Annotated in this window: 6 protein-coding genes; 4 read left to right on the forward strand and 2 right to left on the reverse strand. The window is 67.1% G+C overall.

Annotated elements, in window-relative coordinates:
- The first annotated feature begins 565 nt into the window (after positions 1–565).
- Positions 566–2194, forward strand: coding sequence for an oleate hydratase (locus tag DB459_RS26645; RefSeq protein ID WP_253710285.1), 1629 nt, complete (start codon positions 566–568; stop codon positions 2192–2194).
- Positions 2195–2413: 219 nt separating this feature from the next.
- Here the strand turns inward: DB459_RS26645 and DB459_RS26650 are convergent, their stop codons facing one another.
- Both DB459_RS26650 and DB459_RS26655 read right to left on the reverse strand, forming a co-directional pair.
- Complete coding sequence (locus DB459_RS26650) at positions 2414–3388, reverse strand: IclR family transcriptional regulator (RefSeq protein WP_253710288.1); 975 nt, start codon at positions 3386–3388, stop codon at positions 2414–2416.
- Between the two features lie 712 nt (positions 3389–4100).
- Positions 4101–5270, reverse strand: coding sequence for an acetyl-CoA acetyltransferase (locus DB459_RS26655; RefSeq protein WP_253710290.1), 1170 nt, complete (start codon positions 5268–5270; stop codon positions 4101–4103).
- A gap of 182 nt (positions 5271–5452) precedes the next feature.
- On the opposite strand from DB459_RS26655, the gene DB459_RS26660 reads away from it, so the two are divergent.
- The 3 genes from DB459_RS26660 (at position 5453) to DB459_RS26670 (ending at position 12796) form a co-directional block, all read left to right on the forward strand.
- A complete protein-coding gene (locus DB459_RS26660; RefSeq protein ID WP_253710292.1) occupies positions 5453–6808 on the forward strand; it encodes an amidase in 1356 nt (451 codons plus the stop codon).
- A 1636-nt stretch (positions 6809–8444) separates the two neighbouring features.
- The gene (locus DB459_RS26665) at positions 8445–9629 is read left to right on the forward strand and encodes an efflux RND transporter periplasmic adaptor subunit (RefSeq protein ID WP_253710294.1); all 1185 of its coding nucleotides are present in this window, start codon (positions 8445–8447) and stop codon (positions 9627–9629) included.
- On the forward strand, positions 9629–12796 hold the full coding sequence (locus DB459_RS26670; protein WP_253710296.1) for a multidrug efflux RND transporter permease subunit: 3168 nt from the start codon (positions 9629–9631) through the stop codon (positions 12794–12796). Before DB459_RS26665 ends, DB459_RS26670 begins: the two co-directional genes overlap by 1 nt.
- The last annotated feature ends 15 nt before the right edge of the window (positions 12797–12811 follow it).

Genomic DNA, 12811 nt, shown 5'->3' on the forward strand with positions numbered 1-12811 from the left:
TGCCTTCGATGTGTTACCCGTGTCTCCGAACACCCGTTACCCATCTCTCCGGTCCGTACACTGCGCCGGGCAACGACAACGGAAGGTGTGGCTCACGCGCCGCCGACGTCGTGCGATGCGCCGCTACGCCCTTCCACCGTCATCCCCGCGCAAGCGGGGATCCAGTATTCCGCGAGGGTGCGAAAGGGCAGGACGGTGCGTCGGCATTCCATCGATGGCGACCTCGAGCACCGCCATCAACGACACGGAGTACTGGGTCGCCCGGTCAAAGCCGGGCGACGACAACGGAGTGTGTGGCTCGCGCGCCCGCGGGGCGAGGTCGGACCGCGTCAGCGGTCCGGTTGAGGGGCAAGCCGCGGCACGGCCGCACTTGTTGGTTGTGACGACACGAACCGCACCCGACGCGGGAAACGATGCATGTTGCCGCATGCGGTTCATGCGTCCACGCTGCCGCGACATCACACCATCATTGAGACACATCAAGGTCGCCATGGCCGGCCGGTGGAATGGATAGCCGACCCGATGCGCCGGGGGGCGGGGGCATTCACCAATCAAGGGCGACGCCATGAGCAAGACCGTCTCCACTTCACCCAGCCATGCCGACATTCGGGTGCATCGCGCCGACATCAAGGCCTATCTGGTCGGCGGCGGCATCGCTTCGCTGGCCGCAGCCGCCTTCCTGATCCGCGACGGCGACCTGCTCGGTCACAACATCGTCATTCTCGAGGACAGCGACACGCTCGGCGGCAGCCTCGACGGCGCCGGCTCACCGCAGGCCGGCTATGTCCTGCGCGGCGGCCGCATGTTCGAGAGCAAATACCAGTGCACCTACGACCTGTTCTCCTCGGTCCCGACCCTCGACAAGTCGCGGACCGTCACCCAGGAGATCTTCGCCTGGAACGAGACCATGAAGACCTCGTCGAAGGCGCGTCTGGTGCGCGGCGGGCGCACCATCGACGCCCCGGACTACGGCCTCTCCGAAGCTCACGTCTTCGCCCTCGCCAAGCTCGGGATCGAACCGGAAAGCGCGCTCGGCAACAGCCGCATCAGCGACCGCTTCGACGAGGCCTTCTTCCGCACCAATTTCTGGCTGATGTGGTGCACCACCTTCGCCTTCCAGCCCTGGCACAGCGCCGTCGAGCTCAAGCGCTACCTGCTGCGCTTCAGCCACATGGTGGAAGGCTTCAACCGGCTGCGCGGCATCATGCGCACGGTCTACAACCAGTACGACTCCCTGGTCCTGCCGCTGCACAAATGGCTCGACGAGCGCGGGGTCGAATTCCGCCGCAACACCCGCGTCACCGACATCGTCACGGCGACCGACGGCGCGGCCACGCGCATCGAGCGGCTCCTGTGCCGGCGCGACGGCAAGGACGTCGAGATCGCCGTCAGCCCCCAGGACCTCGTGATCGTCACGCTCGGCTCGATGACCGATGCCTCCAGCCTCGGCGACACCGACCATGCGCCGGTGATGAAGACCAAGGCCGACGGCGGCGCATTCAAATTGTGGGAGACGATGGCGGCCGGCCGCCCCGAATTCGGCCGTCCCGCCGTGTTCGCCGACCACATCGACGAATCCAAATGGGTGTCCTTCACGGCGACCCTGCGCGACCCGACCTTCTTCCGGATCGTGCGCGACATCACCGGCAACGTCCCGGGCGAAGGCGGCCTCGTCACCCTCACCGACTCGGCCTGGCTCGCCTCCTTCGTGCTACCCCATCAGCCGCATTTCATCGGCCAGCCCGCTGACGTCCAGGTGTTCTGGGGCTACGGCCTCGCCGTCGACCAGCCCGGCGACTTCGTCAGAAAGCCGATGACGGCATGTTCGGGCCGCGAGATCCTCACCGAGGTGCTCGGCCATCTCGGCGTCACCACGGAAACGGCGAAGATCCTCGACAGCGCCATCGTCATCCCCTGCATGATGCCGTTCATCACCAGCCAGTTCCTGCGCCGGGAGATCGGCGACCGGCCGCAGGTGCTGCCGAAGGGCTGGCGCAATCTCGCCCTGGTCGGGCAGTTCTGCGAGATTCCGGACGATGTCGTCTTCACCGTCGAGTATTCGGTGCGCGCGGCGATGCTCGCCGTCGACGGCCTGCTCGGCCTCGATCGGCCGCCGCCCGCCGTCTACAAGGGGCAATATGATCCGCGGGTCCTGTTCAAGGCGTTCCGCAGCCTGCACGATATGGCGGGCTGAAGCGCAACAGAGTCCGTGGCCGAGCGCCGACCGCTCCGCGCGGGAAGTGGTCGGATCGCGCAAGCGATCCGGCTGAGGGGCACGCAGGTTCACGGGCGCGGCCGCGCGATCCGTACACAACTTCAACGAAGGAAGGCACCTGCCGTCATCCTCCGCGAAAAGCAGTCGCGGAGGATGCGGCAGAAACCGTAGCAGACTCGCCGACGGCGCGAGCCGCTTTCAGCCCGCCTCCACTTCCCGGCGCCGCACATCGGCGGCGCGAATGCCTGCCGCGGCGCGCGTGCGCCCGGCGGCCGCTTCCAGTTCGCGACGGCAGCCCACGCCGGCCGCCGCCGCCGGCTTTCGCTTCTGCGGCGACACGCTGGGCTCGACGAAGGGATTGTCGTCGGCGCTGTCGGAAATCCGCAGGACGGATTGCGCCAGCTGCAGCAGCCGCGGCGCGACCTCGGTCCGCAGCCGCGGCTCGTCGTACATGGCGCCAAGCAGGCCGATGGTGAGGACGAGATAGTCGCGGTAATGCGGCGACCACAGCGGCACCGAGATGCCGGTGATGTGGGAATTCCACAATCCGGCGGAGATCACGTAGCCGCTCTCGCGCAGCGAACGGCGGTTGGAGTCGAGCTTCTGGCGCAGGATGCGGGCGTCGTCCGGAATCTCCCGTTCCATGTCGGCGAGCAATGCGGCGCAGACGTCCGGATCGAGCGCCGCCGTATAGGCATGCCCCGACGCGGTCCGCGCGATGTCGATGCGGCTGCCCGTCGTCGACTGCAGGCCGACCGCGTCATGGGCCCGGGCGCATTCCAGATAGACCATGTGGAAACGATCCGGTGCGACGAAGCCCACCGTGCCCGGGAACTCCTGGGCCAATTCGTCCATCAGCATCCGGACGAGACCGCGGAACCGCAGGCCGCGCATCATCGCGGTGCTCATGGCGATGGCCCCGGCTCCAAGCCGGTATTTCTGGTCCTGAGGCAGATAGACGAGTTGCCCCATGCGGGTCAGCGTGTGGGTGAGCCGCGACACCGTCGACCGCGGCAGTCGGCAGCGGTTGGCGATCTCGAGATTGCCGAGCCGCGTGTCGTGGCCGCCAAAGCAGCGCATCACCTCGAAGGCGCGCGACACCACCTGGATGACATCGCTTTCACCGCCGGCGTCTCCCGCCGGCCGACCAAGACGTTCCGAACGGCGTCCCATCAGCAACCTCGCGCGGTAACGGCGCGTCGTCGCGCCCGACCACCCCACATCATGGTCTCCTCCATTCGTCTGATTTTCAGTTTCGCTGTGCGGAATGAAATTCCACTTGTGGAAGACGCTACCTCAGACCATCGCGATCTGACAAATGCAAAGCCGCGGGAGCGCTGCGGCAAAAGGTGGAGGGTCGCCCGATCGTTTTAAACGGATGTTTGAAAAATGACTCTGTACGCCGTGGCAGTGGTGACGGGCAGAACGTCCGCGCGCGGCCCGATGGCGACGACACGGAGGACTGGATTCGCCGCTTTCGCGGGGAATGACGGCAGAGGATGTGGCGGCGCATCGCACGACGTCGGCGGTGCGCCTCGTCATCGCTGCCGTTGTTCTGGCGCATGGTCGGCCCATGCGGCCACCGCACTCTCTGCTGTCATCGCCCGCTTCAAGCGGGCGAACCAGTACGCCGTGGCGGTGGTGACGGGCGGAGCGTCCGCCGCGGTGCCCGATTGCGACGACACGGAGTACTGGGTCCTCCGCGTGAAGCGGAGGACGACGGTGTGTGGTTGGGGCCGGCGTCTCGGCCGATCCATCGCTGTTGTTATCGACGCCTGACTGGCACAGCGCGCCTGCCGCGCTCTCCGCCGTCATCGCCCGCTTCAAGCGGGCGAACCAGTACGCCGTGGCGGTGGTGACGGGCAGAGCGTCCGCCGCCGCATTGTCAACGCGACGGCTCGAGGATCGAGACGTAGTTCGCAACGGCCGCGCCGCCCATGTTGAAGATGCCGCCGAGCTTGGGCGCCTTGAGCTGCATGCCTTCCGGCGCCTCGCCGGCGAGCTGCATCGCGGTCATCACATGCATGGAGACGCCGGTCGCGCCGATCGGATGGCCCTTGGACTTGAGGCCGCCGGAGACATTGACCGGCAGCTTGCCGCCGACCTGCGTCCAGCCTTCCTTGACGGCGCAGGCGCCCTGCCCCTTGGCCGTCAGCCCCATGGCCTCGTATTCGATCAGCTCGGCGATGGTGAAGCAGTCGTGGGTCTCGACGAAGGAGAGGTCGGCGAGCGTGACGCCGGCGCGCTCCAGCGCGCGGCCCCAGGCCACCGAACAGCCTTCGAATTCAAGGATATTGCGCTTGGAGAGCGGCAGGAAATCCTGGGCATGCGCGGTGGCGCGCACCGTCACCGCCTTGCGCATCGACCTAGCGGTCTCGGCATCCGCCAGAATCAGGGCCGCGGCGCCGTCGGACACCAGCGAACAGTCGGTGCGCTTCAGCGGACCGGCGACGAAGGGATTCTTCTCGCCCTCGGAGCGGCAGTAATCGTAGCCGAGATCCTTGCGCATCTGGGCGTAAGGATTGGCGACGCCGTTCTTGTGGTTCTTGGCCGCGATCATGGCGAGGGCGTCGGACTGGTCGCCATAACGCTGGAAATATTGTTCGGCGATCTTGCCGAAGACGCCGGCGAAGCCGGCGGGGGTGTCGCCATCCTCGAGCAGATAGGACGCCTTGAGCAGGTTGCGGCCGATCTCCGGCCCAGGCGTCCTCGTCATCTGTTCGACGCCGACGACGAGGACGAGGCGCGCCGCTCCTGCGGCGATGGCCTTGAGCCCCTGATGCACGGCCGCCGAGCCGGTGGCGCAGGCATTCTCCACCCGCACCGCCGGCTTGAAGCGCAGCGCCGGATCGGCCTGCAGCACCAGTGCGGCGGTGAAGTCCTGGGGCGAGAAGCCGGCATTGAAGTGGCCGAGAACGATCTCGTCGACATCGCCCGGCGCAATGCCGGCGTCGGCAATGGCGTCGCTCGCCACCCGCACGATCAGGCTTTCGACCGTTTCGTTTTCCAGTTTGCCGAAGGGCGAATGGGCCCAGCCGACGATCGATGCGCTCATGAGATCCTCCCGGACATGATTGCCCCGACTTTAAGCACTCCGCCTTGCCGGCATCAACTCGGCCGTCATGCGCGGGGCGGGATGGCACCCTGTGCGCGGATGCGTCACGGCCGCCTTGCCTTCCCCATGACAGTCAGTAGCATCCGCGCTCCTTTTCTTTCGGATTCTCGTGGAGTTCCGCCGTGTCCACCGCCCTTCCCACCCTCGACGCGCTTGCCGCTGCCCTGGCTGACGGCCGTACCACCAGCCGGGCGCTGGTTGAAGATTGTCTCGCCCGCATCGCCGATCAGGGCGGCGAAGGCGCGCGCGCCTTTGTGTCGGTCGATCCCGCGCGGGTGCGTCGCGCCGCCGACGCCATGGACGGCCTGCGGGCGGCGGGCGCCGCGCCCTCGCGCTTCGCCGGCATTCCGATTTCGGTCAAGGACCTGTTCGACGTTACCGGCGAAGTCACCCGCGCCGGCTCGAAGGTGCTGGCGGATGCCGCACCGGCGGCGCAGGACGCCGAGGTGATCGTCCGGCTGCGGGCCGCCGGCTTCATCGTCATCGGCCGCACCAACATGACCGAGTTCGCCTATTCGGGGCTCGGCATCAATCCGCATTATGGCACGCCCGCCGCCCCCTGGCAGCGCGCGACGCCGCGGGTGCCCGGCGGCTCGTCCTCGGGCGCGGCGGTCTCGGTCGCCGACGGCATGGCCCATGCCGCGATCGGCACCGACACCGGCGGCTCGAGCCGGATCCCGGCGGCCTTCACCGGCATCGTCGGCTACAAGCCCACCGCGCGGCTGATGCCGCAGGACGGCATCGTACCGCTCGCCCCCTCGCTCGACGCCGCCGGGCCGCTGGCGCGTTCGGTGCGCTGCTGCGCCAGCCTGCATGCGCTGATGAGCGGCGCCAAGGAGTCAAAAGTCGATGAACTGCCGCTCGGCGGGTTGCGCCTCGCCGTGCCGCAGACGCTGGCCATGGACGATCTCGACCCCGAGGTCGCGACCACGTTCAAGGCCGCGCTGTCGCGCCTGTCGTCAGCGGGCGTGCGGGTCAGCGACGTCGCCTTCGATGCATTCGCAAAAATTCCGCCGATGAGCAGCAAAGGCGGCTTCCCGGCGATGGAAAGCTATGCCTGGCACAAGCCGCTGATCGAAACCAGGCGCGACCTCTACGATCCGCGGGTCATCAGCCGCATCATGCGCGGCGCCGACGCCACGGCCGCCGATTATCTCGCGCTGCTCGCCGACCGCAAGACGCTCGTCGCCGCCGCCGAAGCGCAGCTGGCGCCATTCGACGCCCTAGTGCTGCCGACCGCCGCCATCGTGCCGCCGCGCATCGCCGATCTTTCAACCGACGAGGCCTATGCCAGGGCCAACATCCTGGCGCTGCGCAACACCACGCTGATCAACCTGATCGACGGCTGCGCCGTCTCGCTGCCGGTTCACCGCGCCGGCGAGGCGCCGGTCGGCCTGATGCTGGCCTGCCGCGGCGGCGACGATGCGCGCCTGTTCGCGCTGGCGGCGGCGGTGGAGCAGCTGTTCGCTAGCAGCTGACAGCATCCGCGGCCAGCCGCGCTCTCCGCCGTCATCGCCTTCTGCAGAGATAAAGTCAGGACCGAGGCGCCGACATAACCTCCGCCGTCATCGCCCGCTTCAAGCGGACGAACCAGTACGCCGTGCCGATGGCGAAGGGCAGAGCGTCCGCCGCGGTGCCCGATTGCGACGACACGGAGTACTGGGTCCTCCGCGTGAAGCGGAGGACGACGGTGTGTGGTTGGGGCCGGCGTCTCGGCCGATCCATCGCTGTTGTTATCGACGCCTGACTGGCACAGCGCGCCTGCCGCGCTCTCCGCCGTCATCGCCCGCTTCAAGCGGGCGAACCAGTACGCCGTGGCGGTGGTGAGGGGCAGAGCGTCCGCCGCGGCGCCCGATTGCGACGACACGGAGTACTGGGTCCTCCGCGTGAAGCGGAGGACGACGGTGTGTGGTTGGGGCCGGCGTCTCGGCCGATCCATCGCTGTTGTTATCGACGCCTGACTGGCACAGCGCGCCTGCCGCGCTCTCCGCCGTCATCGCCCGCTTCGAGCGGGAGAACCAGTACGCCGTGCCGATGGCGAAGGGCAGAGCGTCCGCCGCGGTGCCCGATTGCGACGACACGGAGTACTGGGTCCTCCGCGTGAAGCGGAGGACGACGGTGTGTGGTTGGGGCCGGCGTCTCGGCCGTCCCATCGCTGTTGTTATCGACGCCTGACTGGCACAGCGCGCCTGCCGCGCTCTCCGCCGTCATCGCCCGCTTCGAGCGGGCGAACCAGTACGCCGTGCCAATGGCGAAGGGCAGAGCGTCCGCCGCGGTGCCCGATTGCGACGACACGGAGTACTGGGTCCTCCGCGTGAAGCGGAGGACGACGGTGTGTGGTTGGGGCCGGCGTCTCGGCCGTCCCATCGCTGTTGTTATCGACGCCTGACTGGCACAGCGCGCCTGCCGCGCTCTCCGCCGTCATCGCCCGCTTCAAGCGGGCGAACCAGTACGCCGTGCCGATGGCGAAGGGCAGAGCGTCCGCCGCGGTGCCCGATTGCGACGACACGGAGTACTGGGTCCTCCGCGTGAAGCGGAGGACGACGGTGTGTGGTCGGGGCCGGCGTCTCGGCCGATCCATCGCTGTTGTTACCGACGCCTGACTGGCACAGCGCGCCTGTAGGCAATTGCGAGACATAAGCCACACGAGATTTTTGATTTTGCTAGTGTCCCGATGTCTCCGAATGACCGTGCGAGGGTGAGGCAAACGAAGCGGTCATTCGGAGACGGGACACTCGCCGGCGATGCTGGTGACGGCAATACCGCTGCCGGCAAGCCTGCCGCGCCGGAGAGAGTTAATGGTCTCGCGGAAATTTGAAGGCGTCCACATCCGGATCGCTACGCCGTGAGCGCCATTCACCCCGGCAACCGGAGCGCCTGGTCAGGCCGGCTGAAACCGGATTAAAGACTAAATAATATTACATCTTCGCAAGAATCGACCTTTGGCCGTTTCGCATCGCAGCGAGATCAGATTAATGTCCGGATGCGGGCACGCGACTGCTGCAACGGCCCGCAGGCCCGCAATGTGACTGGCGTATGATCGGGATGCTTGTCATCCCGCCAAGCGTCATCTTGATGCGACGTCTTCTGGTGAGATGGTTGGATAGACGGTCAATGACGGCTCGACGTTGGTTTTTCATCGCCCTCCTCCTCGTGGTCTGCGCCGGCCTCTATGCCGGCTATGGGCGACTGTATGGACCGAACAAGTCCGCCGACAGCGCCAAGGGCCGCGGCCCGGCGCCGGTACCCGTCACCATTACCACCGCCAGGCCGACCTCCTTTCCCGTGGTGCAGAGCGGCCTCGGCACGGTGCAGGCCTTCAACTCGGTGACGGCGCGCACCCGGGTCGATGGCGAAGTCATCAAGATCCTGTTCAAGGAAGGCCAGATCGTGAAGCAGGGTGACCTGCTGGCGCAGATCGACCCCCGCCCCTACAAGGCCGCCGTCGACCAGGCCGCCGCCAAGAAAGCCCAGGACGAGGCGACGCTGCACAATGCGCAGCTCGATTTGCAGCGCTATTCGACCCTCGCCCAGCAGAGCTTCGCCTCACGCCAGCAGCTCGATACCCAGACCGCGGCCGTGGCGCAGAACACCGCGCTGGTGGCCGCCGACGCCGCGGCGCTGGAGAACGCCCAGACCCAGTTCGACTACACCAACATCCGCTCGCCGATCACCGGCCGCGTCGGCTTCCGCCTCGTCGACCAGGGCAACATCGTCAATGCCTCGAGCCAGAACGGCATCGTGACCATCACCCAGGTCCAGCCGATCACCACCGTCTTCACCTTGCCCGAGAAGCAGATCAGCGACATCAACGCCGTCATGCAGAAGGGGCCGGTGCAGGCGATCGCCTATTCGGCCGACGGCGCCCGCAAGCTCGCCGAAGGCACCCTCGCCGTCGTCAACAACCAGGTCGACGCGACCACCGGCACGATCCAGATCAAGGCCACCTTCGAGAACCAGGACAACGCCCTGTGGCCGGGCCTCGCGGTCGTCGTCAAGGTGCCGGTCCACACGCTGGACAACGTGATCGCGCTGCCGCAGTCGGCCGTGCAGCACAGCCAGCAGGGGCTGTTCGCCTATGTCATCGACGACAAGCAGAAGGCGAATTTCCGCAAGGTCGAGATCGGCGAGCAGAACAATGACAGCGTGGTCGTGACCAAGGGCATCTCGCCCGGTGAAAACGTCGTGGTGTCCGGCCAGTATCGGCTTCAGAACGGGGTGACGGTGACCGCCACCAGTGCCGATCAGGCCACGGTGGGCAGCGCCCAGCACCAGACCACGGTCGGGAGCGCCCGGTAATGAGCGACGGCGGTCTCTCCAGCCCCTTCATCAAACGCCCGATCGCCACCTCGCTGATGATGGCGGGCGTGCTGTTCGTCGGCCTGATCGCCTATCCGCAGCTGCCGGTGGCGCCGCTGCCGCAGATCGACTTCCCGACCATCCAGGTCAGCGCCAGCCTGCCCGGCGCCAGCCCCGACACCATGGCCTCGTCGGTGGCCCAGCCGCTGGAAACCCAGTTCGCGCAGATCGCCGGCGTCGCCGAGCTGACCTCGACGAGCTCGCTCGGCTCGACCTCGATCACCATCCAGTTCGACCTCAACCGCAATATCGACGGCGCCGCCAACGACGTCGGCGCGGCGATCAACGCCGCCAGCGGCCTGTTGCCCAAAAACCTGCCGAGCCCGCCGACCTACCGCAAGGTCAACCCCGCGGATTCGCCCATCTTGCTGCTGTCGGCAACCTCGGACTCGATGCCGCTGATCGAGACGGACGACAATGTCGAGACCAAGATCGCCCAGCAGATCAGCCAGCTGCCCGGCGTCGGCCTCGTCTCCATCGGCGGCCAGCAGAAGCCGTCGATCCGGGTGCAGATCGATCCGGGCCGGCTCGCGACCAAGGGCCTGTCGCTCGAGGATGTCCGCAGCCAGCTCGCGGTGACCACGGTCAACGGCCCGAAAGGCGCCATCGACGGCGACAAGCGCGCCTATACCATCTACGCCAACGACCAGCTGACGATCGCCAAGGACTGGAACGACGTCATCCTCGCCTATCGCAACGGCGCGCCGCTGCGCATCCGCGATGTCGGCGAGGCGGTCGCCGGACCCGAGGACGTCAAGCAGGCGGCCTGGGCCAACGGCAAGCGCGGCATCTTCCTCGTCGTCTTCAAGCAGCCCGGCGCCAACGTCATCGAGACGGTCGATCGCGTCAAGGCGGCGCTGCCGCAGCTGGAGCTGGCGCTGCCGCCGGCGATCAAGATCGACGTGCTCAGCGACCGCACCCAGACCATCCGCGCCTCGGTCGCGGACGTGCAGTTCACGCTGGCCATCACCATCCTGCTGGTGGTGGCGGTCATCTTCGCGTTCCTGCGCAACGTCTGGGCCACCATCATTCCGGGCATTACCGTGCCGCTGGCGCTGCTCGGCGCCTGCGCGCTGATGTGGATGACGGGCTACACCCTCGACAACCTGTCGCTGATGGCGCTCACCATCTCGGTCGGCTTCGTCGTCGACGACGCCATCGTCATGCTGGAGAATATCAGCCGCTACGTCGAGGAAGGCGAGAACCCGATGAAGGCCGCCTTCAAAGGCGCCAGCGAAATCGGCTTCACCATCTTCTCTATCAGCCTGTCGCTGATCGCGGTGCTGATCCCGCTCTTGCTGATGGGCGGCATCATCGGCCGCCTGTTCCGGGAATTCTCCGTGGTGCTGTCGATGACCATCGTGGTCTCGGCCTTCGTGTCGCTGACGCTGACGCCGATGATGGCCTCGCGCTTCCTCAAGCCGCATACCGGCCACGAGAGCCATAGCCGGATCTACAATGCCAGCGAACGCGTCTTCGACGGCATGCTTGCCGGCTACGAGTGGATGCTCGACCGCGCGCTCAAGTTCCGGCGCATCACGCTCGCCGTGTTCCTGATCTCGCTGGCCGCGACCATCGCCCTCTTCATCATCATCCCCAAGGGCTTCTTTCCGCAGCAGGACACCGGCCTGATCACCGGCCAGACCGAGGCCTCGCAGGACATCTCCTTCAAGGACATGCTGCGCAAGCAGCAGGAGCTCGGCGCCATCGTCCAGGCTGACCCGGCGGTCGCCAGCGTCGCCATGGCGATCGGCGGCGGCGGCGCCAACGCCCTCAATACCGGGCGGTTGTTCATCTCGCTCAAGCCACGTGACGAACGCGACGTCTCCGCCGACCAGATCATCGCCCGGCTGCGGCCGCAGGCCGAGAAGGTCGAAGGCGCACGGCTGTTCCTGCAGGCGGCCCAGGACGTCCGCATGGGCGGCCGCGCGACGCGCACCCAGTACCAGATGTCGCTGCAGGACGCCGATCTCGACGAGCTCAACAGCTGGGCGCCGAAGATCCTCGACAAGCTCAAGACCCTGCCGCAGCTGCGCGACGTCGCCACCGACCAGCAGACCCAGGGCAACACCCTGACGCTGACCATCGACCGCGACCAGGCCTCGCGTCTCGGCATCCAGCCCCAGGTGATCGACGATACGCTCTACGACGCCTTCGGCCAGCGGCAGGTGGCGACCTATTTCACCCAGACCAGCACCTATCGTGTCATTCTCGAGGTGCCGCCGGCGCAGCAGGCCGATCTCGAGACGCTGAACCGGATCTATGTCAAATCGCCAACCACCGGCCAGAACGTGCCGCTGTCATCCTTCGTGCATTGGACGACGCTGCCGGTGCAGCCGCTCTCGATCGGCCACCAGGGACAATTCCCGGCGGTGACGATCAGCTTCAACCTCGCCCAGGGCGTGGCGCTCGGCCAGGCGACGCAGGCGGTCGAGCAGGCCCAGCGCGAGCTGCAGGTGCCCGGCGCGCTGACCATGCGCTTCCAGGGCACGGCCCAGGCCTTCCAGCAGTCGCTCAGCACGGTGCCGCTCTTGATCGTCGCGGCGCTGGTGGTGGTCTATCTGATCCTCGGCATCCTCTACGAGAGCTACATCCACCCGCTGACGATCCTCTCGACGCTGCCCTCGGCGGCGCTGGGCGCGATCGCCGCCCTGATGCTCGGCGGCTACGATTTCAGCCTGATCGCGCTGATCGGCGTCATCCTGCTGATCGGCATCGTCAAGAAGAACGGCATCATGATGGTGGACTTCGCCATCGCCGGCGAGCGCGACCAGGGGATGTCGAGCGAGCAAGCGATCCGCCAGGCGGCGCTGCTGCGCTTCCGCCCGATCATGATGACGACCATGGCCGCGCTGCTCGGCGCCGTGCCGCTGATGCTCGGCCACGGCACCGGCTCGGAGCTGCGCCAGCCGCTCGGCTGGGCGATGGTCGGCGGCCTGCTGGTGAGCCAGGCGCTCACCCTGTTCACGACACCTGTGGTCTATCTCTATCTCGACAAGCTCTCCAACTGGATCAGCCCGCGCCGCAAGGCCGAGCCCGAAGGCGCCGTCGCCGGCGCCGAGAGCGAGGAGCCCGAAGAGCGGCTGCGGACCGCGGCGCGCGGCTGACGCAAGCCGTCGTTG

This window comes from Bradyrhizobium sp. WD16 (assembly GCF_024181725.1).
In the GTDB taxonomy this organism is placed as follows: Bacteria; Pseudomonadota; Alphaproteobacteria; order Rhizobiales; family Xanthobacteraceae; genus Bradyrhizobium_A.